Annotated in this window: 28 protein-coding genes and 1 pseudogene; 4 read left to right on the top strand and 25 right to left on the bottom strand. The window is 68.7% G+C overall.

Going from position 1 to position 24,397, the window contains the following annotated elements:
• Positions 1-19: 19 nt before the first annotated feature.
• From AC5JJ2_RS19220 to AC5JJ2_RS19110, 23 genes are all read right to left on the bottom strand, one after another.
• Positions 20-604 carry a hypothetical protein gene (locus tag AC5JJ2_RS19220; protein WP_495859638.1) on the bottom strand — a complete coding sequence of 195 codons (585 nt, stop codon included), beginning with the start codon at positions 602-604 and terminating at the stop codon, positions 20-22.
• Positions 597-1,361 (bottom strand): hypothetical protein, encoded by a 765-nt coding sequence (locus tag AC5JJ2_RS19215; RefSeq protein WP_495859637.1) that lies wholly within the window; start codon positions 1,359-1,361, stop codon positions 597-599. The genes AC5JJ2_RS19220 and AC5JJ2_RS19215 overlap by 8 nt, the downstream gene beginning before the upstream one ends.
• Before the next feature lie 3 nt (positions 1,362-1,364).
• Positions 1,365-2,192, bottom strand: coding sequence for a hypothetical protein (locus AC5JJ2_RS19210; protein ID WP_495859636.1), 828 nt, complete (start codon positions 2,190-2,192; stop codon positions 1,365-1,367).
• Entirely contained in the window at positions 2,192-2,518 is a 327-nt protein-coding gene (locus AC5JJ2_RS19205; protein ID WP_495859635.1) for a hypothetical protein, read from the bottom strand. The genes AC5JJ2_RS19210 and AC5JJ2_RS19205 overlap by 1 nt, the downstream gene beginning before the upstream one ends.
• A gap of 3 nt (positions 2,519-2,521) precedes the next feature.
• Positions 2,522-2,908, bottom strand: coding sequence for a hypothetical protein (locus AC5JJ2_RS19200; protein ID WP_495859634.1), 387 nt, complete (start codon positions 2,906-2,908; stop codon positions 2,522-2,524).
• 41 nt (positions 2,909-2,949) lie between these two features.
• Positions 2,950-3,297 (bottom strand): hypothetical protein, encoded by a 348-nt coding sequence (locus tag AC5JJ2_RS19195; RefSeq protein ID WP_495859633.1) that lies wholly within the window; start codon positions 3,295-3,297, stop codon positions 2,950-2,952.
• Between the two features lie 89 nt (positions 3,298-3,386).
• On the bottom strand, positions 3,387-5,066 hold the full coding sequence (locus tag AC5JJ2_RS19190; protein WP_495859632.1) for a peptidase associated/transthyretin-like domain-containing protein: 1,680 nt from the start codon (positions 5,064-5,066) through the stop codon (positions 3,387-3,389).
• Positions 5,063-6,082, bottom strand: a complete 1,020-nt coding sequence (locus tag AC5JJ2_RS19185; protein WP_495859631.1) for a hypothetical protein — start codon at positions 6,080-6,082, stop codon at positions 5,063-5,065. Before AC5JJ2_RS19185 ends, AC5JJ2_RS19190 begins: the two co-directional genes overlap by 4 nt.
• Complete coding sequence (locus tag AC5JJ2_RS19180) at positions 6,082-9,171, bottom strand: tape measure protein (protein ID WP_495859630.1); 3,090 nt, start codon at positions 9,169-9,171, stop codon at positions 6,082-6,084. Before AC5JJ2_RS19180 ends, AC5JJ2_RS19185 begins: the two co-directional genes overlap by 1 nt.
• Complete coding sequence (locus AC5JJ2_RS19175) at positions 9,168-9,446, bottom strand: hypothetical protein (protein ID WP_495859629.1); 279 nt, start codon at positions 9,444-9,446, stop codon at positions 9,168-9,170. The genes AC5JJ2_RS19180 and AC5JJ2_RS19175 overlap by 4 nt, the downstream gene beginning before the upstream one ends.
• 41 nt (positions 9,447-9,487) lie before the next feature.
• Positions 9,488-9,847, bottom strand: coding sequence for a hypothetical protein (locus AC5JJ2_RS19170; RefSeq protein ID WP_495859628.1), 360 nt, complete (start codon positions 9,845-9,847; stop codon positions 9,488-9,490).
• A 37-nt stretch (positions 9,848-9,884) separates the two neighbouring features.
• The gene (locus AC5JJ2_RS19165; protein ID WP_495859627.1) at positions 9,885-10,427 is read right to left on the bottom strand and encodes a hypothetical protein; all 543 of its coding nucleotides are present in this window, start codon (positions 10,425-10,427) and stop codon (positions 9,885-9,887) included.
• Between the two features lie 6 nt (positions 10,428-10,433).
• Complete coding sequence (locus AC5JJ2_RS19160; protein ID WP_495859626.1) at positions 10,434-10,886, bottom strand: hypothetical protein; 453 nt, start codon at positions 10,884-10,886, stop codon at positions 10,434-10,436.
• A 1-nt stretch (position 10,887) separates the two neighbouring features.
• On the bottom strand, positions 10,888-11,571 hold the full coding sequence (locus AC5JJ2_RS19155; RefSeq protein ID WP_495859625.1) for a hypothetical protein: 684 nt from the start codon (positions 11,569-11,571) through the stop codon (positions 10,888-10,890).
• The gene (locus AC5JJ2_RS19150; RefSeq protein WP_495859624.1) at positions 11,568-12,374 is read right to left on the bottom strand and encodes a phage head completion protein; all 807 of its coding nucleotides are present in this window, start codon (positions 12,372-12,374) and stop codon (positions 11,568-11,570) included. Before AC5JJ2_RS19150 ends, AC5JJ2_RS19155 begins: the two co-directional genes overlap by 4 nt.
• Positions 12,371-12,961, bottom strand: coding sequence for a head-tail connector protein (locus AC5JJ2_RS19145; RefSeq protein ID WP_495859623.1), 591 nt, complete (start codon positions 12,959-12,961; stop codon positions 12,371-12,373). Before AC5JJ2_RS19145 ends, AC5JJ2_RS19150 begins: the two co-directional genes overlap by 4 nt.
• A 13-nt stretch (positions 12,962-12,974) precedes the next feature.
• On the bottom strand, positions 12,975-13,418 hold the full coding sequence (locus tag AC5JJ2_RS19140) for a hypothetical protein (protein ID WP_495859622.1): 444 nt from the start codon (positions 13,416-13,418) through the stop codon (positions 12,975-12,977).
• A 75-nt stretch (positions 13,419-13,493) separates the two neighbouring features.
• Positions 13,494-15,047, bottom strand: coding sequence for a phage major capsid protein (locus AC5JJ2_RS19135; protein WP_495859621.1), 1,554 nt, complete (start codon positions 15,045-15,047; stop codon positions 13,494-13,496).
• A gap of 177 nt (positions 15,048-15,224) precedes the next feature.
• The gene (locus AC5JJ2_RS19130; protein WP_495859620.1) at positions 15,225-16,091 is read right to left on the bottom strand and encodes a S49 family peptidase; all 867 of its coding nucleotides are present in this window, start codon (positions 16,089-16,091) and stop codon (positions 15,225-15,227) included.
• Complete coding sequence (locus AC5JJ2_RS19125; RefSeq protein ID WP_495859619.1) at positions 16,091-17,746, bottom strand: phage portal protein; 1,656 nt, start codon at positions 17,744-17,746, stop codon at positions 16,091-16,093. The genes AC5JJ2_RS19130 and AC5JJ2_RS19125 overlap by 1 nt, the downstream gene beginning before the upstream one ends.
• A complete protein-coding gene (locus AC5JJ2_RS19120; protein WP_495859618.1) occupies positions 17,719-17,898 on the bottom strand; it encodes a hypothetical protein in 180 nt (59 codons plus the stop codon). The genes AC5JJ2_RS19125 and AC5JJ2_RS19120 overlap by 28 nt, the downstream gene beginning before the upstream one ends.
• Positions 17,899-17,905: 7 nt before the next feature.
• On the bottom strand, positions 17,906-19,582 hold the full coding sequence (locus AC5JJ2_RS19115) for a terminase large subunit (RefSeq protein WP_495859617.1): 1,677 nt from the start codon (positions 19,580-19,582) through the stop codon (positions 17,906-17,908).
• Positions 19,579-19,929, bottom strand: a complete 351-nt coding sequence (locus AC5JJ2_RS19110) for a hypothetical protein (RefSeq protein WP_495859616.1) — start codon at positions 19,927-19,929, stop codon at positions 19,579-19,581. Before AC5JJ2_RS19110 ends, AC5JJ2_RS19115 begins: the two co-directional genes overlap by 4 nt.
• A 274-nt stretch (positions 19,930-20,203) precedes the next feature.
• Between AC5JJ2_RS19110 and AC5JJ2_RS19105 the strand changes: the two genes are divergently transcribed.
• The 4 genes and pseudogenes from AC5JJ2_RS19105 (at position 20,204) to AC5JJ2_RS19090 (ending at position 22,144) form a co-directional block, all read left to right on the top strand.
• Positions 20,204-20,443 (top strand): hypothetical protein, encoded by a 240-nt coding sequence (locus AC5JJ2_RS19105; protein WP_495859615.1) that lies wholly within the window; start codon positions 20,204-20,206, stop codon positions 20,441-20,443.
• 173 nt (positions 20,444-20,616) lie between these two features.
• Positions 20,617-20,778 (top strand): annotated as a pseudogene (locus AC5JJ2_RS19100) (hypothetical protein); the annotation flags it as partial.
• Between the two features lie 187 nt (positions 20,779-20,965).
• Positions 20,966-21,577, top strand: coding sequence for a hypothetical protein (locus AC5JJ2_RS19095; protein ID WP_495859614.1), 612 nt, complete (start codon positions 20,966-20,968; stop codon positions 21,575-21,577).
• A 174-nt stretch (positions 21,578-21,751) separates the two neighbouring features.
• Positions 21,752-22,144 (top strand): hypothetical protein, encoded by a 393-nt coding sequence (locus AC5JJ2_RS19090; protein WP_495859613.1) that lies wholly within the window; start codon positions 21,752-21,754, stop codon positions 22,142-22,144.
• A gap of 11 nt (positions 22,145-22,155) precedes the next feature.
• On the opposite strand, the gene AC5JJ2_RS19085 is transcribed toward AC5JJ2_RS19090, so the two are convergent.
• Positions 22,156-22,617, bottom strand: a complete 462-nt coding sequence (locus tag AC5JJ2_RS19085; RefSeq protein ID WP_495859612.1) for an HNH endonuclease — start codon at positions 22,615-22,617, stop codon at positions 22,156-22,158.
• A 455-nt stretch (positions 22,618-23,072) separates the two neighbouring features.
• Positions 23,073-24,395 carry an ISL3 family transposase gene (locus AC5JJ2_RS19080; protein ID WP_495859611.1) on the bottom strand — a complete coding sequence of 441 codons (1,323 nt, stop codon included), beginning with the start codon at positions 24,393-24,395 and terminating at the stop codon, positions 23,073-23,075.
• Between the last annotated feature and the right edge of the window lie 2 nt (positions 24,396-24,397).

Here is a 24,397-nt window from a genome sequence, read left to right as displayed (position 1 = left end):
AACAAACAGGCGATAGGCATTACGCTCCGGCGGCCACGGCCGCCCCGACGAGCGGCAGCAGCTCGTCGGCTTGGACCCGGTCCGCGCCGGTGGCGACGACGGCGGCCGGGGCCGGCGGCTCCAGCGCCCACACGCCCCCGGCCGCCTCCCACGCGGCCCGGTCCGCGGCGACCCACGCGACGAGCGCGGCGGACCGCTCGGCCCGCGGCAGGGCGGCCAGTTCTTCGAGGTGGTCAATCACGACGCCGAGCAACTCGGCGACGTTGTTCCGCAGCTCGTACCCCACGCTGTCCGACGCCCGGACCGCCCGCGGCACGGGGTCGCCGGACTGAAGCAAGGCGGCCGCGGCCATTGCCGCCCGCTGCGCCGACAAGTCGGGGTTCACGGCGACCGGCTGACCGCCCAGCGTCACGACGCCGCCAGACAGCGCGTAGCCCTCCGTCGAGACGGCCAGTGCCGCGGCAAGCGCCGGGTTATCCTCGGGCGAAAGCGTGAGCGCCTCGGCCACGTCTGCGGGCAACGGGTGAGCCGCCAGTTCGACGGCGCTCCGGCGGAAGCCGAACGACCCGGACGCTCGGCGGTACAGGGTCAGCACGTCACGCATCCTCGTAGTCGAACAACGACACGGACCCACCGACCTCGGCCCCGCTCCCCTCGTCGTCGCGGGTGTTCAGATACAGTGACACGCCGTTCGCGGTGAGGAAGTCGGTCCGGCCGACTTGATGCAGTCGCGTCCACGTCCGGCGGTCGTAGCTCGCCCAAATTTCGCGGTTCGTGTTGTCGTCCACGAGCCGCATCCAGAATCTGTTCATCGCCGGACAGAACCCGTTTTTCGCCCGGTAATTGCTGTTGTAATCGGTACTGTTGTCGTACTTGTTGACCGCCCACTGCCCGCCGTAAAAGCTGCTCCCGCTCCCGCCCGCGTAGGCCAAGACGTACTTTCCGCCGCTGCTCCGGAACGCGACACCCGCGTTGAAATAACTGGTCAAGCCGAGGGCGCAGAGGCCGAAGGTGATCGTAAACGGGGCGGCCGGGGCGGACCGGTAGTACCAGCGGTTCGCGGCCCCCAGGTGTCCGGCGTCAGAGAGCGTGACCAGGCCGCCGGCAGTCGCGACGGCGGCCGTCCCCTGATTCGCCCACGTCCAACCGCTCGTCGGTGGCGGTTTCACAACGATCCCGTCGTACCGCACCTCCCACGCCGAGCCGGTGTAGACCTCCGTGAACGGGGCGTCCGTGCAGAGGTATTGATCGCCCGCGGAAGGGGACGCCGGCCGGGAGCCGACGAACGTGCCGCGGGTGACGGCGTTCCCGCCGCCGCCGCCCGCCGGCACTTGCCGTGAAGCCAAGACGGTCGCGGGCATCGGTTACTTCCGGTAGGAGACGCGGAGCTTGTCCCCGCTGATCGGGGCCGTGAGCATGGTGATCGTCGCGCTGCTGATCGTGTAGTCGTTGCCGGACCCCGACTCCTGCAGGACGCCGTTCAGGTACACGTGTTCGCTGCCGGTCGTCGGGGTGTTCGCGAGCGTGAACGTCGTGTTGCTGCCGTTCACACTGCCGCTCGGCGTCTCCTTGTCCACGAAGTTCGAGTTCGAGTACCCGCCGGCGACGAGCTGCGTCCAGTTGATCGCCGTCGAGCCGAGCGTGCCGCCGGCGTTCGACGTGCAGAGCCAGAGCGTGTCCGCGTTCGTCGTGCCTTCCTCGACTGTGACCAGCGCGCCGGGCACTTCCGCCCAGGCGTCCATGTCCGTCACGCGGGTGAGCGCCGAGGACGACCCGTTGAACTGGTAGATGCCGTTCTCGGCGGCCGACGACTGCGACTTCAGCAGCAGCCGGTCGCCGTTGGACAGCGTGACGCCGTCGAACGTGGACGTGCCGGGGTTGGAGACGGTGACGTTCGCCGTCGTCGCCGCCCGGACGCTGCCCTTCGCGTCGAACAGCGAGTTCAGGCTGCCGATCGCGGTGTCCACGTAGGACTTGTTCGCCGCGTCGTTCCCGCCGCTCGGGGTGGCGACGTTCGTGATCCGGTTGTTGCCGAGGTCGAGGTTCCCGGTCGCCGTTACGCTGCCGTCCTTCTTCAAGAAGTTCGCCCCGTCAGCGAGCTTCGAGGTGTCGATTCCCGCCCCGGCCGCGACCTTCGCGTTGTTGATCGCGCCGTCCGCGATCTGCCGTTGTGCGATCTGAGTCGTTGCCATCAGCCCCTCGTGTAATCGACCTGGATGGACTCGCCCGGCGTCGGCGAGGAGGTCAGCGCGATCGTCCGGACGCCGCTGGTCGTGAAGTCCGTGCCCGGCCGCTGGGACAGGCCGTTGACCCGCACCGACACGCTGCCGGGGACGAAGTCGTTGAGCGTCGTGAACGTCGCATTCGACCCGTTCACGCTGCCGCTGGGCGTCTCGCTGAAGACGACGCCCGCCCCGCCGCCGCCGCCGCTTGAGCCGTCCTTCCCCGCGGCCCCGGCGTGGATCGTGACCACGACGGGCGATCCGGCGACGTTCCGCACTCGGACCGTGTATCCCATAGGTCAACTCACTGGCTGGCCGTCCGCCAGCGGGTGTACGGTGATCGTGCCCACTTCCGCCCCGAACCCGCTCGTCCCCGACAACTCGCCGACGTGGAAGGTCAGTTCGTACTCGGTCGCTTCCGTGACCGGGAAGTTGTCCGAGTCCCGCGTCCACTCGGCCGGGATCCGGAACGCGAGCGTCGGGACGCCGTCGATCGTCTCCGGCGCGCCGAGGTTCGCCCCGCCGCCCGGCTCCCAGTCCCACCGCACCCGGTGCGTCTTCGAGACGAGGAACACGTACCCCTTCGTCGTCGCGAAATCGACGTAGGCGTTGTCCGGCCGCATCGCGTCCAGGAGGAGCGTGTACGGCCGGCCCATCGCCAACGGTTCGAGCCGATTGCAGGACATTATAACCTAGTTATACCACACGTTTTGATTCCGCTGCGGGGTCACTCGGCGGCCACGGAGACCAGCCGCCCCTTCACCCCGTCCGCCTCCGTGTACGTCACGGTCACGACCCGGCCCCGGAGGGATTCGAGTTCCTCCACCTGTTCGGGCGTGGCGAGGAACGCGAGCCGAAGCGAGGGTTCGGCCAGGACCACTTCCACGACGGTCACCCGGCGGCCGGCGTCGGCGAAGGTCTGGGGCCGGACCAGGGCGAGCCGGCCCCGGTTGCTCAGCAGTTCGACCGCGGCGGGGCCGTCCGGATTCGGGGCCGGGCGGCAAACCACGCCCGCCGCGGCCGCGAGGCCGGTGACGAACAGCAGCGTAACCCACGCGCGACGGGACTTCCTCATGACGCAAGCCACTCCATGCCGGGACGGGCGCGAATGTGGTTCGCGCCACCCGCGGGCGCATTTGGGCGGCGTTAGGAAAAACCGGGCCGTCACATCGGTTCGCTGAAGTAGACCGTGCCGACGTCGAGGTTCACCCCGCTGACGACGAACGGGCCGGCCGGCAGGTAGTCGGACCCTGGAATTTCCATCGTGTACGTCCCGTCCGGCACGTTCGAGAACACGAACGACCCGTCCCCACCGGCCACGCTCACGGTGTCTACCAGCGTGGCCCCGTCGTACAGGGCGATTGTCGTCCCCGCCGGTAGGCTGGTAATCAGGTCCAGGGCGAACCCCTCGACGCTGTACCCGTCCGGCGGAACCTCGTCGAAGAACTCGACCGTGCCGCCGGTGTCGGCCCCGCTGAACGTGATCGTCGCCGTGTCGTTCGCGAAGCTGTCCACCACGCCGCCAGGGTCCGTCTCCGACTCCCAATAGGCCGCGCCTTCCAGAGTGACCGTGTACGTGCCGTAGGGGAACAGGTCCGAGATCGTCGCGAGGCCGTCCCCGTCCAGCGGGTAGCTGGTCGTCGTCAGCCCGTTGGAAACGGTGATCGTCGCGTCCGGAAACGCCGGGGCGCTGATGTCCAGACCGGCCGACGCCGGCGGCGGCGGCGGGATCGGGCCGGGCGGCGGCGGGACCGTGGAGTCGCTGACGAGAATCCCGCCGCGGAACTCCAAAAAGCGACTGCCGACCTGAATGTTCAGGTCGATCCCGTCCCGCCAGCCCGGATAGCCGCCGGTATCGCCGGGCCGCTGGACGGCGAACCCTCCGTTTGATCGGCACTTAAAACCTAGCGTGACACTGCCGTTATCCATGAGCAAAGTGCTTCCAACACTTCGACCCATCCCCACGACGGTTCCGGAGTACCCAAACTTACTCAGGTCTTCGTTCGAGAAGCCGATACCGACGGCCAAGTAATCACCGGGCAACTGCGACCAGAAAACCGGTGACCCAATGCCGGCCGGCGTCAGCCACGTCACGCCCCGCTTGTCGAACGGGGGCGGGAGGCCGGTGTCCCCCGCGACTTGTAGCGTCAGCTTGCATGGGACCGGATTCAACTCGATGTAGTCGTTGAACACGTTGCTCGACACCGTCAGCGTGTCGCGAAAAAACTTCTCCCCCTTGAAGGACTGCTCGTCCGCCGAGACCAAGCCCCCGGCCCACGCGGTTTCCGCCGCCCCGCTGAATGCCGTCGGGTTCGCGTCGCCGACCACCTCGGCCAGGTCGTACTCCGTCGAGCTGATCGTCACCTTGCCGATGATCCGGCCGTGGTACCGGCGTCCGGTTTGGAGCGTCCCGCCGCCCACGGGCACGGCCCTCAGTTCGCCCGACCCGTCGGCGTACAGCAGCGTCGCCGGGTTGCGGAGCGTCCGGACGGCCGGGTACATCCCGCTCGCGATCTCGCCCGTGACCTTGACCTCCACCCCGGCCGGCGCGGTGACGAAGATCGGGGTGTCGTCCTCGTCGTACCCGACGAACCGGCCGAGCGGCTGTTCCAGCACGCGGACCGGGTCGCCCTCCTCGGCCTTCCCCTCCGCGGACGACCAAACCATCATGCGGCCCGTCGTCCCGACCCCGGCGTCCTGGCCGCCGAGGTTCTCCACGATCTCCACCTGCTCGGCGATCGCGCGGTTCGGGTCGGCCGCGCCCTCGGACGCGACGAACCGGCCCACGGCCGCGGCCATCCGCCGGGCGTCGCCCGCGTTCCGGAATCCAACGATCTCGCTCATGGCGGGGTGTACTGGGCGGGGAGGGTGATGTTGAGCGGGGCGAAGCTCTTGGTCGCGATCTTGCGGAACGTCGTTTGGTGCGGGGCGGCGCTGCCGGGCGGGTTGATGAAGTGGCCGTCCGCGTCCAGGCCCTGCGGCTCCGTGAACCGGTTCCCGTTGAGGATGATCGGCTTGACCCCGCCGGCCGCCACCTTCTGGTTCAGGCTCATCGACAGGATGATGTCCCGCCAGAAGTCCACCGCGGAGTGCGTCGGTCGCAGGTCGCCCGGCGCGTTGTCCTTCGCGAGCCAGCGGAACTCGTAGTTCACCGGCCACCACAGCGCGCCCCCGATCTCCTGCCAGTCGCTGTACGTGACGGGGAAACAGCACACGGTTTCCTGCGGCCGCCCGTTCCAGGTCGCGTTGTTGAGCGTGTACGCGAACGTGTCGTGCCAGTCGATCGCGTGATTCGGTTCGAGCCGGGTGATCCGGCACACGCGGATCATGAGCTTCCGGGTCGGCAGCGGGACCGGGCGTTCCCCGGACGAGATTTGGACCTTCGCGTTCAGCGCGTCGATCGTGTACGGGACCTCGATCTCTTCCTTGTCGTAAGCGATCTTGTACCCGAGGTCGCCGCCCGCGGGCGAGCCGGCCGGGTCTTGCCGGAGGGCCGCCGGGAGGTAGCCGGCGGGGACGGCCGGGTTCGATTCGTAGTCGTACCGCAACTCCACCGACGAGTGCGTGTTCCGCGAGGTCAGTGACACGCTCTGCAAGATTCGCAGGGCGTCCTTGACCGCGTAGGCGGCGAGGAGAGTCCCCTCGTGGTCCGTCTGCGGGTAGGGGTGGACGGGCCAAGCGGAATAGGCGGCCGGCAGCCGGTCGTCCGTCAGCAGGTCCATCGGATCGACCGCGCCCCAGTATTCTTTCTTGAGCAGGATCTTCACGAACAGCGAGCTTTGCCGCTGGAAGCCCGAGGTGATGAGGGCCTCGTGCATCGGCTCGCGGTTGATCTTTTCAATCGCCGGGTGCAGCGCCATTACCGCCCGCCTCCGAACTGGATGCCGACGAAGTTGAACCCGCCCGGCTTTTTGGCAATGTCCTTCAGCGTCTTGGAGATTTCCGTCTCGGCCTTCAGTTGCTCCTCCTGGCGGTCGTACGCCATCTTCACGAGGTCGCGGATCTCCTCCTCGGTCGGCTTGCGGTTCCGCTCGAACTCGTTCATCGCCTTCGTGAGGGCCGTTTCCGCGTCCTGGGTCCCGGCCCGCATGAGTTGGGGCGGGCCGCCGAGGGTCGCGCCCATCTTGTCCCGGAGCGCGTCGAACGCGAGAAACCGGGCGCGGTCGGCCTCCGGCCCGGTCAGCTTCTGCCGGAGGACGCCCATGTTGATGTCGTCCATCCGGTTCTTGAATGCGTCGAACGGGCGGTCCGCCGGGGCCGCGACCTCGGCCTTGATGTCCTCCATCCGCTTCCCGAAACCCGGCAACGCCGCCTCCGCCAGCTTGTCCAGTTGCTGGCCGACCCCCTTCAGGCTCTCGCCGAACTTGTTCAGGTAGCCGTTCGCCAGGATCACGTCCCGCTCGGTGACGTTGACCGGCTTCTTCGGCCGGGGGTCGTTGAGGATCCCGGCGTCGTACAGCGGCTGTTTCGGGTCCGAGATGATCCCGGCGGCGATCATCCGGGACCGGTAGTCCCGCGGCTGCCGCGGCGTCCGCCAACCCGTGACGCCGCTCGTCCCGATCGCGTTCAGGGCGTTGAGCCGGTCTGCCTCGAGGCGGGCGCTCACGTTCTTCGGGTCGGCGAACACCTTGCCGAGGACGCCTGCGGTCGTCTCGACGGCCGACTGCACGTTGCCGGGGACCTCGCCGAACACCGGGACGGACCACTGGCCGCCCGCCGCCTGCCGGAACAGGTCGCTGGGCGAGGCGTTGCGGAGGGCGGCCTGCTGGCGGCCGATCCGGGCGGCGAGGTCCGGGAGGACCCGCCCGCCGGCAGCCGCGGCCGGGCCGGGGACCGCCGCCGCCCGGAAGTTCCCGCCGACGACGCCCGTGCCGAACGGGTTGTCGGGGGCCCCGCCGCCCTGCCCGCCGCCCATCAGGTAGTCGTAAGCCTCGTAGGCCAGGATCGCCCACCCGACGCCGGGGATGAGCCGGCCCGCGCCCTTCGCCCCGAGCGTGCCGGCCCGCCCCAGGCGGCCGCTGACCGCCGCCGCGCCCGCGGCCCCGGCGAGGATTTCGCCGGTGTACTTCTGGTCCGGCAGGTGGTCGTACACGAACCCGCCGATCCGGAAGAGCGCGTCCGCGGCCATCAGCGCCCCGCGGGTGATCTCCAGGAAGGCGTTCAGGACGACCTTCCCGCCGTCGAGCAGGTCCGGGATCGTCTTCTCGGTCAGGCCCTTGAGCGCGGCGTCGAGCGAGTTCCAGTCCGGCATCCCCGGCGTCCCGAACAGGCTGCCGACCCCCCGGCCGACGCGACCGAGGAACGGCCCGGCCGTGCGGTCCAGGCCCTGGAAGAACTGGTCCAGCCGGCCCAGGTCGATGTTGCGGATGTCCTTGCCGGTCTGGTCCAGGAACTTGCCGAGGCCGGTGTTCTGGAAGAAGCTCGTCCCGACCCGCTGCGTGAAGAGTTCGATCGACTCGCTCAGGGCCTGGATGCGGCCGCTGACCGTCTGGCTGCGGGCCTCCATCAGGCCGAAGAACCGGCCGCCCGCGCCGGTCATCCGCTGGAACGCCCGCTCGATGACGTTCGCGCCGACCTGCCCCTGCTCGACGAGGCCGAGGAACCCGGCGACGCCGACGTTCTTGCCGGTCGTCTCGTTGTAGGCTGATGCGAAGTCGCCCACGCCGACCCCGGCTTCGGTGAACTGCCGCAGCTCCCCGCCCTGCAACCGCCCCTTCGCGATCACCTGCCCGTAGGCGAGCGACAGCCGGTTCAGGTCCGCGCCGGTCCCGCTCGCGACGTCGCCCAGCCGCGAGAGCGTGCCGCGGACGTCGTCCACGGCGACGCCGTAGGACAGCAGCAACTTCGCCTGGTCCAGGAGTTCGGACGACTTGAACGGCGTCTCGACGGCGAGTTGTTGCAGCGAGCCGACGAGGGCCGTCCCGCGGGCCGGGCTGCCGGTGAGGACGCCGAACGAGACGAGTTGCTCCTCGTACTTCCGCGTGGTGTCGAGGGCCGTTTGCGCGAGGCCGACGATCCCGCCGGCCACCTCGCCGATCAGCCGGCCGAGGGCGTAGCCGAGGGCGCGTTCGACGATGCCCCGGAAGAAACCGGCCGCGCCGCTCGCGATGCCGAGCGTTTGGTTCGCGAAGAACGACGCCGCGGACCCCGCCGCGCCGCTCGCCGCCCCGCCCGCGGTCACAGCCCCCGCCCGCAGCCGCCCGCGAAGTCCGCCGCCCGTCGCCGCGGGCGCTGCCGCGGCTTGCCCCTCGCTGGTCGCGTCGCCGGCCTCGGCGAGCAAGGCGTTGATCCGCCGCTGGACGCTGGCGGAGCGGAAGCGTTCGAGCCGCCGGGCCGCCGCCCGCCGCTCGTCCCGGTCCCGGCGGCGCTGCTGCCGCCGCTCGTCGGCGCTCACGCCGTCCTCGGGTAGCAGGTCGTAAGTGTCGGCCGTGAGCAGGCTCCGGCGGCCGACCCGTTCGGCCTCGCGTTGGTCGGACAGGAACGCCCGCTGGCCGCGGGTCGTGCGGCCGGGGGCGAGGGCGTAGAAGGTGGATTTCGATTCGCGGAGGAGCTTTTGCCCGCGGCGGCGGGCGTCGGCGTATACCTTCTCGGCCTCCTTCGTCTGGTCCAGTTCGCGCTTTGCGTCGGCGAGAATCGCGGAAGAGGTGGCGGACTCGATGTCCGGGAAGATCGGGCGGCTGCCGCGGCCCCCCAACCCGCCCCGGAGCGGCGAGGGGCCGCCCGGCCCGACGCCCTTCGTGCGGAACTGCGCGGCCGCCTCCTTCGCCAGCTTCGTCGCGCGGGCGAGGTCCACGAAGGACTGCGTGATCTTGTCGAGCTTCCGGCTGGCGTCGTCGGCCGCCTTCGGGAGCTTGTTGATCTCCTTCGTCGCCTCGTCCACGCCGGGGCCGACGCCGCTCGCGTCGGCGACGACCCCCAGCGACACGGTTCCGACGTTGATGCGGCTCATTCCCGGACCTGGCAGTTTTGATTCTGCGCCACCCGCCGTTCGACCGCGGCCGCGTACTCGGCGTCCGACAGCCGGGCGTCCGGGTCGCGGTCGGCCCGCTTCGTGAACGGGTTAACGGCCTCGTCCCGGAACGGCGGCTTCCCGAGCAGGAACGGCGACGACGCGATGAGGTTCAGCAGCTTGGCGGTGACCCGCGTGAAGTGCAGGATCTGGTCCAGCGGCTCGTCGCCCGCGTTCACGTCGGCGACGTGCGACCGGAACTCCTGCTCGGTCATCAACTCCTTCAGCACGTCGGCCGGCCAGCCGAAGTGCCGCGCTAGCTTGCGCCAGTTGGCGGCGCGGGCGTCCCGTTTCCCGCCGGCCCGCCCTCCTCGACCGTGTTCACGTCGGCCGCGATCTCGGCCAGGAACCGGACCTCGGCGGCGTTCCCGTCGGCCAGGTCGTCCAGGTCCTTGTCGGTGAACAGCGGCTTGGCCGTCTCCGGGTCGAAGCAGGTCGCGATGACGAGCATCGCGTGATCCCGGACGCGGCTCGTCGTCTTCTCCCGCTTCTTCTGCAGCTCGTCGTACTGGCTCCCGCGGAGGCAGAAGACGCGGACCGTGCCCCAGGGGGTTTCCACGTCCCGGAACCGGGGCGTGCCGAGGGCTTGCAGGAACTTCGATCGGACCGTGGACATGGGGACTCCGGTGGGGGCGAATCCGGGCGGGCCGCCGTTACGACGTGGCCGCCTTCGCGAACTTGCCGACATCCAGCGTCGGCTTGAATTCGAGTTCCATCATGATCGGCGCGCCGTTGTCGTCGAAGATCAGGTTGCACTTCGTGAGGTACGCGCGCTGGACGAACCGGGCCGGGCGGGTCTGCCCGCCCAACAGGGGGAACGTGAACAGGAATGCCAACAGCGTCCGGTTGTCCTTGATCGCGTTCAGGTCGTCGAACTTGTCCCCGTCGTCCGTGTACGTGGTCATCAGCCCGACCGGGTTCAGCCGCTTGAACCCGGTGGCGAAGTCCTCGACGACGGCCGCCTCCGGGTCACCGCAGCGGTGTTCGGTCGTCTCGACCTCGGCGTTCGCGATCCCGGACGGCCGGCTGATGCACTTGATTCGGGTCCAGTCCGCGGAGTCGGACGGGATCGGGTACGGGACGGCGGCCGGGACCGGGGACGGCAGGCTGCCGGCGGCCACGGCCCCCAGGAAGTCGGCGTCGGTCGTCGTGTAGTGGAACAGGTAACCGCTGCTCGGGAGCATTTCGTCGGCCATCGGTCGTCACTCCTGGAAAGAGACGGTCACCAGCAGCTGCTCGAAGTGCAGCGTGTTGTGCGCGTCGGTCTGGGGCACGGACCCGTCGCTCTCCGGGTCGCTCGCCTCGGCCCAGTACACCCACGGGCCGGGGTCGGCCGCCGGCCCCCACTTCACCGGGGCGGACTGCTCCGCGTCGTTCTTCTTGGTCCGGCCGGGGAAGGCGTCTTCGAGGTCCTTCCGCAACCGCTCGCAGCACGTCGCGTCCTCGTCGAACACCTCGACCAGGAACGTCTCCTGGCCGAACCCGGTCCGGCCGATGTCGCCGGCCGCGTAGTGCTTGCCGCCGACCAGCCGGTACGCCGCGGCCGGCAGGTGGTCGAACGTCCCGTCCTTGTTCATCGCCACGAAGTTCGGGTACACCTGGCACGTCGCCAGGGCCGCGCGGAGCTTCGTCGCGAGGGCTTCCTTCAGGGTCACGTCAGCCTCGGAAGATCGACCGGCCGCGGGCGGCGGCCTTCGCCGCGATCCGGGGCAGGTCGCGTTGCACCAAGGCCACCACGCCGGCCACCGCGTTCTGCTGCATGGCGGGCAGGCTGTTCCGCATCGGGCGAAACTCCCGCGCCGGCCCGGCGGACCGGGCGAAGATCAGGAAGCCGCCGGGGACCCGCTTCGGCGGGGTCGGCTTCTTGCCCAACTTGCGGGCCTCCCCGCCCGCGATCGCGATCCCCGGCTTGCGGCGGCCGTCCAGCCGCGGGACGACGAGCGCCAGCACTTTGGCCTTCGTCGGCCGGACCGCCTTCCGCCCGCCCTCGATCAGGTGCAGGATCTTCGGCGGGTCCGTCGTGCCGGGGTTCGTCTGCCGCCACAGCCCGCGGGACCGGTAGCCGAACGCCGGGTGCAGGATCCGGTGATACCGCCGCGGCCCCACCAGCCCGATCGCCCCCTGCCCGTCCCGGAACTTCTGCACCTTCACCCCGATGGACCGCGTCGTCGCGCTCGTCAGCCGGTTGCGGCTCAGGTTCTGCCGGACGACCGGCACGACCTTCCGGCAACCGGCCTGAACGCCGCGGAGCATGAGCGGCCCGGCCACCTCGTCCTTGACCGCCCGGAGCGCCTCCCGCACCTGCGCCACGCCCGACACCCTGACCCGGAGGTTCTTCACGCCACCCGCTCCGCGTACAGGATTTCCAACTCGTTCCGGGGCGGCTTGCTGAGGGCCACGCCCTGGATGCCGAGCGCCCGGCCGTTGTGCAGCAGCCGCATCGTCGGGTGGACCGGGACCCCCCCGCGGCAGTAGGCCAGCCCGGTCGCGTTCGCGACGATCAACCGCTCCTGGATCCCCTGGCGGCCCGGCCGCTCGTCGAAGGTCACCCGGAGGTCCGCGAACGTGAGCCACTCCTCCGCGGCCTGTTGGCCGGACGCCTTCTGCCGCTTCGCCGCGGCCTGCAACTCCACCCGGTGCCGGTAGCCGCCGATCCGCCCGCCGGCCTCGCCGCCGGGGGTCGTCCGGGCCGGCTGCGGGTGGTTCCCGACCGCGGCCCCGGCCATCGCCGAAATCGGCTTCCCGCACCACACCGCGACCCCGGCCCCGCCCGGCGAGACCTCGGCCAAGCTGTCCGCCGCCGTCGCGCAGCGGTAGCAGGCCAACGTCCCGTTCACCCGCAGCGGCAGCCCGCCGGCCAGCGTGAGCAGTTCGAGCCGCAGGCTCACGCCCTCCGGGACGACGGACACCGGCGTCGCGGTCGTCAGGGTCACCGTCTCGGCCGCGTGCCCGACGATTCGCACCGACACGTCGAGCGACGCCGGCAACTCGTGTTCGCCGGGGGCCAGTTGGATCACGTCCCCGTCCGCGGCGTCGTCGAGGGCCTCGGCGAGCGTCGCCCGGCCGTCCGCCCCCGGCAGGAACTGCCCCGGCGTCCCGGCCGCCCAGACCCCGGCCGTCAGGCCGACGTAGAAGGTCGTCACGGGTAGCCTCGCTTCGCCTCGGCGTCGATGAACTGGTTCACGACCGCCGGGACCTTCAGTTCGCCGGCCTTCACGAAGGCGTCCCGGTGTTCGTAGGTCGCGGTCGCGATCATCACGACCGCCATCTTGAACCCGTCCCGCGCGGCCGTCGCGACCGCCGGCCCCGCCTCGTAGGTCACCGTCACGGCCCCGAGCGCCCCCGGCTTCGTCTCCGGCCAGGGCTGGTCGGCGAGCGGCGTGACGAGCGGCGGGTTGTGCGTCAACCACTCCTGCCGGGCGTCGGCCGCCAGCGTCGCCTCGGCCCCGTCCCGGTCCTTGTAGGCCACGGTCGTGACGGACCGGACCGGCTCCCGGCCGAGCCGCAGGGCCCCGCACGGGAACCCGCCGAACCGCTCCGCGACCGTCGCCGGGCAGAGGACCGTGTCGGCCCGCGTCTCTACGTACCGTTGGGCGGCCCGGATCATCGCCGCGATCAGCGCGTCCTCGCCCGTGCCCTCCACCCCGCCCGCGTTCGCCTTCACCTCGCCGACCGTGACGCACAGGTCGGCGGGGGCCGCGGGCCGGGTGATGTCGATCGAGGAGGGCATGGGTCAGCGGGCCTTACACGCCGAGGACGAGGTGCGCCTTGCCGCCGATCAACCCGCTGTTGTCGGCCGCCTCGCGGAACTGCTTCCCGACCAGGCCGACCCCGGCCCCGACGGTGATGTTCTGCGTGGTCCGCTTCACCTTGAAGTAGGCGTACCGCTGGCTGACCCGGTCGAAGCTGACGGCGAGCAGCTTCCCGTTGTCGGCGGAAGTCACGGCGATCACGCCCGTCGTGCCCTCCAGGACGGCCCCGGACTTGTCGGAGGCCGCCGCCGAGTACACCTCGACCTCGACGTTCGCCCCGTCCACGATCGTGGGCAGGTAGAACAGGCCGGTCAGTTCCGCGGCCCCCTGGCCCGCGCCCATGTCGATCACGCTGGTGTCCACGGCCGTCACGCCGGCCGCTTGCAGGGCCATCAGCAGCACCGGCTTGAAATCGCTCTTGAAGTTTCGTTCCATGTTCGGCTCGGTTCGGGGTGTGGCGGTCGGGTGGTGTCCCTCCCCCCCTCACGGGGGAGGGAGAGGGTTGGTCGGTTACGCCGCGGCCATGCGGAGCCAGGAAATCGGCATGTTGCCGAGGTTCTTCAGCCGCTGGTCCAGGCTCATCAGGGCGGTGAAGATCGTGATGAGTTGCCGCCGCTTGCTCGTCACGTCCCGGATCAGGACCGGCACGCCGCCGCCCGCCCGGCGCAGGACGATCTTCGACCAGTCCCCGAACGCCGCGACGTAGTTGTTGGCCGCCCGCGTCGAGGCCAGGGCGTAGTTGAAGAAGATCGGGTAGTTCCGGAGTGTCCGCCGGTTGCTCGTCGTCTCCTGCCCGAGGTTGAAGAACGGGCGGCCCTGGAGGTCCTTCAGCGTTTCGAGGTAGCCGAGGATGGACCGGTGCATCGACCAGCCGACCGACGGGCCGTTCGTCCACATCTGATCGAGCAGGTATTCCGGGCCGGACCCGCCGAGTTCGTCCACGGCAATGACGGTCGCGGACGCGGCGGTCTTCACCTTCGCGCTGCCGCGGTGGTTCGCGTCGTTTTTGAACACGCGAAGGGTGGCCGTCTGCGCCCCGTCCGGCTCGTTGACGCCGTTGCCGGTCGTCAGCACCGTGCCGAAGCAGCGGCCGAGCCGCTCCCCGAGGGCTTGGCCGGCGATGGTCGGCATGGCGTACCGGGACCGCTCGATTTGGCGGTTCGTTAACTCGAAGTCGTCGCTGGTGTAGTCGAAGTACCGCCAGACGATCGTGTCCAGGACGGCCCGCTTGTTCTCGCCGATCGTGGCCGCCTCGCGGACCTGCCGGCCGACGTTGGCCGTGTCGTCGAACACGTCCTGGCGGATGTCCTCGTAGTCGTCCGTGACGGTGATCGTGATCGGGTGATCGAGGATGCCGCCGTACGTGTACATGTTCTGTTCGAGCGTCGCCAGCACCGTCGGCAGCCGGTTCAGCCGGCCGTACCCGTCCGTGTCCCGGCTGTCCCCGGTCGGGTCCGCGGCCGCCTGGTACTCGGTCGCGTAGTTCCCCCCGTACCGGACGGCGTGCCGGTGCAGGCCGTCGATGTACGCCCGGTGGCCGTCGAACATGCCCCCGTCGGCCCGGCGGTCGGCCACCTTCACCCGCTCGCCGCTGGGCAGTTCCACCACGGCCGTCGGGAGGGGCGTGATCTCCTCGGCGAACACGTTGATCCCAGCCCGCTTCGCCGCCCGCACGTCCTCTTCCGTGATGAGGTCCGGGCTGGCCCCGGCCGCCCACGCCGCGAACGCCCGGTCGATGTCCGCGGCCCGGTTCGTGTTGCCCGGCCGCTCGCTGCCGTCCCGCGGCTTATAGTCGTACGCCTTGAACTTCTCGTCGTGGTCGGCGATCGCCTTCAGCGCGTTCAGCCGGTCGTCCCGGCCCCGCTGGTCTTCCCGCTTGCTGAGGGCGGACTCGTACTCCTCGTTCGCCTTCTTGTACCCGGCGTGGAGCGCCTCGAACTTGTCGAGGTCCTCCTTCGTGGCCGCGTACCCGTCGGCGTTGATCTTCGCGCCGAACTCCTGGAAGTCGTGCTTGGCGGTCTCGCGGGCGGTCTTCAGGATCGGCAGTTCGGCTTCGATCGACATGGCTCGCTCCCGGCCGGGTGAGCCGGGGCGAGCGATCTTGGTAAGCGACGCGGCGGCGGCCACACCGGCGAAACAGGGGTTTCGCTGGCTGACCGCCGCCTCACGCGAACGGGTCAAACAGATTGGTTTAACTTCGTAATACCAACACTACACTACGATCCGCGGGTGTCAAGCGGATCACGCCATCGCCGCGGCCCGCCGGCGGGCGGACTTGGCCCGGATGTCCGCGATCACGTCCTCCAGGGTGGCGACCCGGTCCACCATCCCGGCCGCCCGCGCGTCCTCGGCCGTCAGCACGTCCCCGCGGCCGAACCCTGACTCCACCCGGTCCACGGTCACCCGCCGGCCGCGGGCCACGTCCCCGACGAACATGGCGTGGAACTTCAGGATCATGGCCTGGATCGACGCGCGGGCCTCGTCCGACAGCGGCCGGAACGGGCTGCCGAGGGCCTTGAGCGGGCTGGTCGTCAGCTCCGTGACCCGCACGCCGGCGTCTTCGAGGGCCTTCGACCGGTCGATGTGCGTGTACTTCACGCCGATCGATCCGACCGACCCGGACGGCGTGACGACGGCCTCCGTCGCCTGGGCCATCAGCCAGTAGCCGGCGCTCGCGCTCAGGTGGTTCGCCACGGCGGTCACCGGCTTCCGGCCGGCCGCCGCCCGGACCTTCGCGGCCAACTCCGGGACGCCCGATACGGCCCCGCCCGGCGTGTCCATGTCGAGAACGATGTGCCCGATCTGCGAGTTCGCCGCCGCCCCGTCGATTTGCTTCCCGACGTACTCCGCCGTCGTCAGCCCGCTCGCCGGACTCGCCCCGCCGCGGGGGTAGATCGTGCCCCGCACGGGGATCACGGCCACGTCCCCCGGCGCGGCGTAGTCTCGCGGCTGTTGGGCTTCATGGCCCGGAACCGGGTATGCCGCAACGCGGCCTTCAAACCGGTCCGCGATGACGCGCAGGAGGACGGTTTCCATTTCGTACAGCCGCTCCGGGAGAATCGCCCAGTGCGTGCCGTAGAACGTCTGAAGGATTTGCTCGAAGTACATCACTCGTCTCCCGCCGCGGCCGCGGCCATGTCCTCGGGAAGGGTAATCAGCAGCACCGGGTAGCGCTCGTTCACCCGGTTGTGAAGCTCGGCCTCGTGGCACTCGGCGACGGCCAACAGCTTCTCGGCCAGCACCGCGACCGCCGCCTCCGCCGCGCCGTCGCGCATGATGCCGGCGGACGCGACCTGCTCCCGGACCACCCGGACGAACTCGGCGTCGCGGGTCAGCCAACTGACGAACTGCATGTACGCCCGGCCGCTCGACGCCCGCCGCTCGCACGTCTGCACGGCCCGCTTGACGAGCGTTTCGAGGGCCTCGGCCGCCGCCTTCTTCCGCGGCCGGCCGGCGGGCTTGGTGTCGCCGGGCGACGGGGTGTTGTTCTGCCCGTCCTTGCCGACGTTCTTCGGGATGTGGAGCTTGTCCGCCTCCGGGTCGTCGATCGGCGGCTCGCCGAGGCGGTTCAGGATGCCGTTCGGCGTCGCGATCGGCGTCCCGGCCCCGTACGCGCGGATCATCTCGGCCAGGTCGCGGACCGTCGCCCACTCCAGCTTCGAGACGTTGAACTCGCAGACGTGGGTTTCCCCGCGGCGCTCCTCGTCGCTCAGGCACTTCGCCTGGGCTTGGTCGGCGAACGCCCAGAGGTAGTTCCCGATCCCGAACTGGTAGAACGCCCGGATCTTGGCTTCGAGGGACTCCCCGCTGTCGTTGTCCGTGTCCCCGAGCAGGCTCGACGGGACGCCGGTGTAGTTCGACACGTCCCGGATCGGGATCCGGGACAACTCGGCCTCGGCCTGGTACTCCGGGCTGTAGTCGAGCGTCTCGGCCTTCAGGTTGTCCCCGAGGATGATCGGGTTGCCGCTCTGCTCGTACCCGGCGTGCCGGTCCCGGAAGTCCGCCTGGATCCGCTCGCGGGTCTCCTTCGTGACCGTCTTCTCGGTCATGAGCGCGATCGCCGGCCGGCCGCCGTTCTTGGCCCGCACGGACCGGACCTTCGTGCCGCCGATCCCCTCGGCCACCGAGAACCGGGCGTGCTGCCACGGCGGGAGGACGGACAGGCCGTTCCGCGCCCGGAGGAGCGTCAGGTCGATCACGTCGCGGGCCGGGAACGCCGCGTCGTACCGCACGCCCGGCTTCTCCTCCTCGACGTTCGCCACCCGGAAGTACCACGGCTCGCCGTCGGAGATGCGGAACTCCAACTCGCCCGGCTGCGTCGGGTGGATCAGGATTCCGCCCTTGTCCTTCGGCCGCCGCTGGATCACGGCCCGGCCGGTCCCGTGGGTGAGCATGAGCTGCACGAGGCGGAACTTCATCTCCCCGGCCGTGTACCGGAGGTTCGCCTGCCCCGCGAGCGCGAAGTACGCCGGGTGGTCCCGGTCCGGTTCCTTGCTCTCCCCCGACTTGCCGCGGGTCACCTTCTTGACCTGAAGCGGCGTCCGCGCGACGAGGAACCCGACGATCACGACCGCCCGCCACCACGGGCTGTACAGGTAGCAGTCGTCCGGCAGGAGCGACTCCGGGTCCGTGCCCTCGCCCGGCGCGAACGGCGACCGCAACATGCGGTCGTGCCCGACCCGCGGGTGCGCCGTCCCGGTCAGGATCTCGTCCTCGGTGGCGGCCGAGAACCGCTTCAGGCCGATGCGTTCGACGAACGACAAGGGGCAACCTCCAGGAACTTCGCGGCCGCGGCCCCGGCCGCGCCCACGATCATCAGGAGCGGGCCGAACCCGAACGTCGCGTAGGCCCCGGCGACGAACGCCAGTAGGCCGCCGAAGAATCCAACGTCGCGGGTCGTGATCGTCAGCGTCATGGGGTCCTCAGTACACGTACTGGTGGTTCCGGTTGTCCAGCACGCCGCGGAGCGCCATGATCCCGCCGACCACGCCGTCCACCGACTTCCCGGACCACCGGTCCGGCTTCACCGGCCGGACGTTCTGGTTCACGTCGCGTTTCACCTCGACGTGCCCGACCTGCCAGGACATCACGGCGTTGCCGGGGTGTTGGATCAACCCGTCCTGCACGAGCCGGTCCCATTCTTGCGACGGGCCGGTGAAGGCGGTAATGGTCTGCTCGAACAGCGTCCGGTCGCATCCGAGGCCCTCGGCGATCGTGCTGCCGTCCTTCGCCAACTCGCCCTCGACCAAGCTCTGCGTCAGTTCCTCGGCCAGCGCCGGATCGTAGTACAGGCCGCGGAGGTTCACGACTTGGCGGACCTCCCGGATGTCGTTCTTGACCCGCGTGTAGTCCACCCGCGACCCGTCCGTGAGCGTCAGGAAGCCGCGGCTCGCCCAGGTCAGGAACGGGAACAGCCGGTCCCGCTTCCGCGCCGTCTTCTCCGGGAGCCAGAACATCGGCCACAACCGGAGGCACTCCGGGCCGTCCTCCGGCCACGGGAAGACCATCACGAACGCGGTCATGTCCCGCGTCCGGCTCAGATCGAGGCCGCCCCAGCAATCTCGCCCACGCAGATCATCGAGCGTGTACTTCCGGCAGCCCTCCGCCCACCCGAAGATGTCGAGCCAACGGGCAGTGGAAGAGACCCACAGGTTGCCGCGGTACTGGAGGAACGCGCTAAAGCTCGCCGGTTCGCCGCGGCTGCGGTTAAAGTCGTCGAGGTACTCTTGCGGATCGACGATCTCGTTCCACGCCGGGTTCGCCTGTTGGCCGTGCTTGACAGGGTCTTGGGCAAAAACCTCTTCCGTGATTTCGTCCGGGCAGCAGTATTCGACGTGGAGGAAGGACAGGTCGTCCCGCTCGCCCCTCGCGACCTGCCGGCCGTAGTCGAACCGGCGCTTCCCCTCGCAAGTAGGATCGTCTCCAGCAGTCGATACTGAAACGTCGAGAGGTTCGGCACGCGAAATCCCGGCCCGGCTAGTACGGCGATAAAGTTCTTCAGAGACAACGTGGTATTCATCCCAGAAAACGGACCCATTTAACCCTTCCTTCGACTGCCGGTTGCTCGAACTGGCCGCGGACAGGACCGTCATCCGCGAATCCGACGGCAAATGCTGGATTTCCAGCGTGTTCGCGTAGATTTTGCAGTCCTCGGACAGTTCCGGGGACTGTTCCACCATCTTCACGGCGTGCCGCTGGGAAATTCGGGCCTGCTCGCCGTCCTTCGCCGCCGCGTAGACCTTCTGGCCCGGCTCCCCGTCGCCGATCAGCACGTACAACTCGAGCGCGGCCATGAACGGCGACTTCCCGTTCTTCTTCGCGGCCCACAAACTGGCCTGCCGGAACCGCCGGACCCACCGTTTTCTCAGCTTGTTCCACCGCCGCCACCCGAACAGGCGGATGATGAACAGCTTCTGGTACGTCAGCAGCCGGATCAACTCGCCCGCCCCCTCGCCCTCGTACAGCCGGCAGTGCGTTTCGATCCAGTCGATGACCCGCTCGGCGGCTTCCAGGTCCATCACGCAGCCGGCGCGGGCTGCTCTGTCGTCGGAGGCGTCCAGGATCCAGTTCTTGGTGTCCGTGTCGATGCACGCGATCACGTCTTCGCCCCGAAGTCCTCCGGCGTCAGTCCGTCGAGCTTGGTCTTGGGCTTCTCGGCCCGCTTCTTACCCTCCTTAACCCCGAGGGCCTTTCGGTCGGCCGGCGTCATGCCGAACTTGGCCGACATCAACAACCACTTGTCGATCATAATCCCGATCCCGATGTCCGCCTTCGGCTCGGCGGCCTTCATCTTCCCGTGCAACCTGTCGTACAGCAGGCAGACGATCTCCATCGACGGGGCGTCGAGCGCCGTCAGGAACTCCTTCCCCCGGCTCTTGAGTAAGTTCCACAAATAACGCCCGTGAACGCCGAACTCGGACACCGACGGCGTTTCTTCGTCCAGCACGAACAGCCCCCGCCCCTTGCATGGTCGTACTAAGTATAACACATGGCCCGTTTTTGTTTTTTGCTCGAAAAACGCACGCCACCCGGTGTGGTCAGGGGTTCGGGCCGTCCGGGTCGCAACCCCCCCCTGGTGTACACGCGCCCAATTGTGAGAGATTCATGAGAACTGGCTAGCCGGGGCTTGACGCGGCTAGCCTGGTCCCTACACTGGACGCACCGGGCCGCGGTGCGGGCCGGCCGTGGCCCCGCCGGGTGCGTGGGCAGAGGTGCTACCGATGACGACCTACGCCAACGCCCGCTGTGCCGTCCGCCTGCTCCGGTCCGCCCGTGCCCTGACCGCCGACGCGCGGGCTGAGCGCCGGGCCGGGCACGACGCGGCGGCCGAGTACCTGCGGGAGCTGGCGGCCGCGCACACGGCGGCCGCGCTGTGGCTGGTGGACCGGGTGACGGACGACGGTCTGGCCGCGGCCGGCCTGACGCCGGACGGCGTGGGCGAGTTGCTCGCCGCGGAGTGACCGTTCGCCCCGTGGTCCCGTGGGGCAACCACGACGGGACCGCTTCCGGCGTGCGGAACGCCGGCCGTTGGCGGACGGGTCCCGCATGGAACGCGCCCGCGTGCAACGCGAAATCGACAAACGGGCGGCGCTGATGGAAGACGTTCTGTCCCGGTACGACGCGCCGACGAACGGCGTGGGCAGCTTTGAACGCCGTGACGGAATCGGCCGACCACGGGAAGCTGGGCGGCCGGCAGACGGGCGCGGACAAGGCGTCCCGCCGGTTCGAATCCGTCGTGAACGGCGCGGCGGACGAGGTCAAGCAAGTGGCTTACCAGACGGCCACCCACTCGTGATGCGGGGCGAGTTCTCCGTGTCCCGTTATCTCGTGATGCCGCTGAACTGATTTCGGAAACGTCGATCCTTCGCGCCGCGCGTGCGGCGCGGTACACTGCCGGGAAATTCTCGGCCGCCGGGCGCGGAACCTGTCACACACGCCGCCCGGCCGACAAGCACAGGTGACACCACACGGGAGAGATAGTCATGCAACCTGAATTCTGGTCCGAATCTAACGACCCGGTCGGCACCGTCCGTGTCGTCGTTGACGAGTTCGGTCGGACCCAGTGCCGCAAGATAATTGCCGAGCGAACGAGGTACGTGTCTCGCGAGGAGCGAGAGGATACGGACGATTTCGGTGGCGAAGTTGGTTACGTCCGATATGTCCGCGTCGTCAGCGTCTCAGAAAGCGAAGCCTCGCTGGAGCCGGCCAACGAAACGACTCTGGCTCAGGCCGCAACGACTCGACAACGGTTCGCCCTGGAATTGTCGCTCGCGCCCGTGGCCTACGAAACCAATTTTGACTGGTGGCTGGCCCCCGAGACGGACTCGCCGACGTTTGGCGACCACTGGGGCAAATACCGTGGACTCGGTCAATACGCGTGGTATCGGCGGTCTGGAGACAGGGTATACGTCCTCCGCTACGGGCCGTGCTGGGAAGAAGCGGTTAAGGACGCAAGGAAAAACGACTACCTGCGGCAGAACGAGGCGAACATTTCCGCCGAGGAATTCGCCGAACGCCGGGAGTTGTGCCGGCAGTACGCGGAGTTGCCCTATTCCAATCGGGAGACGCTGCTGCGGGTGATAGCAAGCATGTGACTACCCGCCCCGCCAGCGTCACGCCGGGTTCGCGTCCGGCACGGGGCTTCGTCGCTAGTGCGACACGGACGGCGAGCCGATCCCGCCGGCGGACCCGGCGCGTTCCGGGCGGAGGGTTCTACCGTGTCCGGTATTCATGTCGTCACGCCCACGGGCAAACGCCCGATGCGGTTCATGGGTTCACTCGTCGCCGAGGCAACTAGCTTGCCACCCGATGACGTGCCCGCCGGTAAGAAGGCGGGTCCGGCGTTCAAAAGGTATTTCGTTCTGAGGGTTTACACGCCGGCAACGATGCCACCGAAACACCTCGGCGTCATCCTGTTCAACTCTGTCTATCCGAACGAGCCGCAGCAGACTTTCGCGGAGTTGTTCGATTCGCGGCAGGAAATGTTCCGTTGGTTCCGCGAGTTCGACCCGTGCGGCCCGGCAATCTGGAAGTGGGTTCCGTGGAATGAGAATGGGGCGGAAAAACGGGTGAGGCAGGTTCAAGAGGTCATCGCCGCGTGGTACAGGTCGGCAGTCGCCGAACTGTCCTCGGCCTGCGAACCCCCGGAGGATCTCACATGAAATCCGGGGAGTCAATAATAGTCGCTGTAGTCGTCGGGCTGCTCGCCCTGGCCGGTCTCGTCCTGGCCGGGGTGCTGTACCTGGGGGCCGTTCTGATCGAGGCTTTGGTTCCGAAGCCGGAGAAATAAATCGGAAATGCCGCACGGGGGCGGGGGCGTCGGCTGTTCCTGGACGGGACGGCCGAAGCCCCCGTCTTCGTTTGCCGTCTTCACGCTGTGGCAGGACGCGCACAAGCCCTGGAGATTCTCCCGGTCCCAGAACAACGCCGGGTCGCCCTTGTGCGGGCGGACGTGGTCGGCCACCGTCGCGGGGACGATCCGGCCCCGCCTGGCACACTCGGCGCACAAGCGGGGTTCCTGCGCGAACCATGCCTTGCGGAACCGCTGCCAGACGGACCCGTAGCCCCGCTCCGTGGTCGTGCCGCGGTTGCGGGGGGCGCGGGGGCGATGGAGGCGGCGCGGTTCGTCGGGCATGGGTTGCTACGGGGCTGCTGGGTCGTTAGATGTGAGTTCGGTTTGCGTTTTGAAGCACAGATACTTTCCCTTGCTGAGGCGGTTGACGTGTCCGCCCGACGGCGTGCGGATGGATTTCAATCCTTCATGTTCAAAGGTTTCCCCACTTAACTCCTGAGATCGAAGAAACTCCGTGTATACGTGCAGTCGGTGTTCGTTCCCCGCGGCGTCGGTGGCTGTGAAGGATTGCGTTAGGCGCTCCATTGTTGATTCTCCCGTGGCAGCAGTGCCGTCTAAATTGTACTCTCTTCACTCCGTCAGCGCCTTCAGTTCCTGGATGCGGTCGGCGATCCGCCCGAGCAGGCCGGCGAACCCGGTTAGTTCTGGGCCACATTGTATCCCAAACGCTTTGTCAGATTTTTCGGCTATCCGGAAACCGCTGTTGGAAACCAAGGATGACGAGTAGCACCGTTCGACTATCGCCGGCCTGTGGGCCGCTCCCGCCGGCCAGCGTCTTCCAACAGGCCGGCGAGCAGCGCATCCACGTCGGTTCCGAGGACGGGTTCCGGGGGTATGTACGCCGGCAGCAGGCTCCCCCGCTTGCCCGACTGGCGGGGCGTCGGCGGCAACTTGTGCAGCGTCGGGGTGAACAGCATCTTGGCCCGGATGGCCTTGAAGCTGTACCCCCGACCATTGCGGGCGATGACTTTGGCGATGCCGTTCAGCGTCTCGGTGATGGCGTTGGTCACGGGGTACTCCCAATAGGCGAACACCTCGGTCTGCCAGTTCCTCATGGCGGTCAGCAGCGACTTGAAGGCCGAGATCAGTTCGGTGCCCTTGATGCTCGTCTCCCACTCGACGTAAGCCTTGAAGGCGCTGTCCCGGTCAGGTTCGTCGTAGATGCGGTAGAAGGCTTCTTTGAGCCGGTACGCCTCGGCCAACACCGGGAACTGGGCGAACCAACTCTCCATCGTGGCCTTCTGGTCGTCCCGAAGGTCGTGGGGCCGGCTCAGGAGGATGAAGCGGTCGTGCATCAGCTTGCGGCGGAACTTGGCCTCCAACTGACCCCGCTGCGACTTGCGGATGGTCTCCATCGCAACCGACGCCATGCGAACGACATGGAACTTGTCCACGACCACGGCGGCGTGGGGGATGGTCGCCCGCACCACGTCGGCGTAGGTGCGGGCCATGTCCATCGTCACGACCTTCACCTTCTCCCGGTCGGGCATCTGCTCGAAGTGGGCCAGCACCGTCTTCTTGGTGCGGTCTTCCAGCACGCCGATGATCGTCCGTTCCGCCGGGTTGGTCAGCACGCACCGGGCCTTGCCGAGCAGGTGAAGCTCGTCGATCCCCAGCCACTCCGGGGTGATGAACCGGGTCGTCTCCTCCAAGTGCTTCACCCGCTGGTCGAACAGCAGCCGCACCATCTTCTCGTCCAAGCCGGCGTCCTGAGCCACGCTGGCGAAGGTGCGGGCGATGCTCTGCTCCCCGACCCAGAGAGCCAGCCGGGAGGTCATCTGCCTCCGCTCGTCCACGTACAGGAGAGGTTGCAGGAGCGTCTTGCCGCAGTTCTGGCAGCGGTATCGCTTCCGCTTCAAGTGGATCGTCACCCGCTTGCCGTGGCTCGGCAGGTCGGCAATGTCCTGCCCGTAAGTCCCGTGGCGGTGCAGCTTCTCGAACAGCGTGCGGCAGTGCGGGCACCCCTTCGGTTCGAGGCCGATGGTGGCCGTGACGTGGTAGTCGGTGGGCGACTCCTTCACCTCCACGACATCCCAGTTCGGGAGGTTCAGGAAGCTCACGG

Source organism: Limnoglobus sp., from assembly GCF_059499385.1.
Note: the sequence above shows the minus strand (reverse complement) of the source record. Positions and strands in the feature narration are given on the sequence as shown.

Coding starts and splice junctions, on each gene's coding strand:
- AC5JJ2_RS19210 (WP_495859636.1), bottom strand. CDS start 2,192: ATGGCAACGACTCAGATCGCACAACGGCAGATCGCGGACGGCGCGATC.
- AC5JJ2_RS19205 (WP_495859635.1), bottom strand. CDS start 2,518: ATGGGATACACGGTCCGAGTGCGGAACGTCGCCGGATCGCCCGTCGTG.
- AC5JJ2_RS19145 (WP_495859623.1), bottom strand. CDS start 12,961: ATGCCCTCCTCGATCGACATCACCCGGCCCGCGGCCCCCGCCGACCTG.
- AC5JJ2_RS19135 (WP_495859621.1), bottom strand. CDS start 15,047: ATGTCGATCGAAGCCGAACTGCCGATCCTGAAGACCGCCCGCGAGACC.
- AC5JJ2_RS19170 (WP_495859628.1), bottom strand. CDS start 9,847: ATGTCCACGGTCCGATCGAAGTTCCTGCAAGCCCTCGGCACGCCCCGG.
- AC5JJ2_RS19130 (WP_495859620.1), bottom strand. CDS start 16,091: ATGTACTTCGAGCAAATCCTTCAGACGTTCTACGGCACGCACTGGGCG.
- AC5JJ2_RS19185 (WP_495859631.1), bottom strand. CDS start 6,082: ATGGCGCTGCACCCGGCGATTGAAAAGATCAACCGCGAGCCGATGCAC.
- AC5JJ2_RS19095 (WP_495859614.1), top strand. CDS start 20,966: ATGCAACCTGAATTCTGGTCCGAATCTAACGACCCGGTCGGCACCGTC.
- AC5JJ2_RS19180 (WP_495859630.1), bottom strand. CDS start 9,171: ATGAGCCGCATCAACGTCGGAACCGTGTCGCTGGGGGTCGTCGCCGAC.
- AC5JJ2_RS19105 (WP_495859615.1), top strand. CDS start 20,204: ATGACGACCTACGCCAACGCCCGCTGTGCCGTCCGCCTGCTCCGGTCC.
- AC5JJ2_RS19140 (WP_495859622.1), bottom strand. CDS start 13,418: ATGGAACGAAACTTCAAGAGCGATTTCAAGCCGGTGCTGCTGATGGCC.
- AC5JJ2_RS19090 (WP_495859613.1), top strand. CDS start 21,752: ATGGGTTCACTCGTCGCCGAGGCAACTAGCTTGCCACCCGATGACGTG.
- AC5JJ2_RS19215 (WP_495859637.1), bottom strand. CDS start 1,361: ATGCCCGCGACCGTCTTGGCTTCACGGCAAGTGCCGGCGGGCGGCGGC.
- AC5JJ2_RS19220 (WP_495859638.1), bottom strand. CDS start 604: ATGCGTGACGTGCTGACCCTGTACCGCCGAGCGTCCGGGTCGTTCGGC.
- AC5JJ2_RS19175 (WP_495859629.1), bottom strand. CDS start 9,446: ATGACCGAGCAGGAGTTCCGGTCGCACGTCGCCGACGTGAACGCGGGC.
- AC5JJ2_RS19120 (WP_495859618.1), bottom strand. CDS start 17,898: ATGACGCTGACGATCACGACCCGCGACGTTGGATTCTTCGGCGGCCTA.
- AC5JJ2_RS19085 (WP_495859612.1), bottom strand. CDS start 22,617: ATGCCCGACGAACCGCGCCGCCTCCATCGCCCCCGCGCCCCCCGCAAC.
- AC5JJ2_RS19165 (WP_495859627.1), bottom strand. CDS start 10,427: ATGGCCGACGAAATGCTCCCGAGCAGCGGTTACCTGTTCCACTACACG.
- AC5JJ2_RS19195 (WP_495859633.1), bottom strand. CDS start 3,297: ATGAGGAAGTCCCGTCGCGCGTGGGTTACGCTGCTGTTCGTCACCGGC.
- AC5JJ2_RS19200 (WP_495859634.1), bottom strand. CDS start 2,908: ATGTCCTGCAATCGGCTCGAACCGTTGGCGATGGGCCGGCCGTACACG.
- AC5JJ2_RS19190 (WP_495859632.1), bottom strand. CDS start 5,066: ATGAGCGAGATCGTTGGATTCCGGAACGCGGGCGACGCCCGGCGGATG.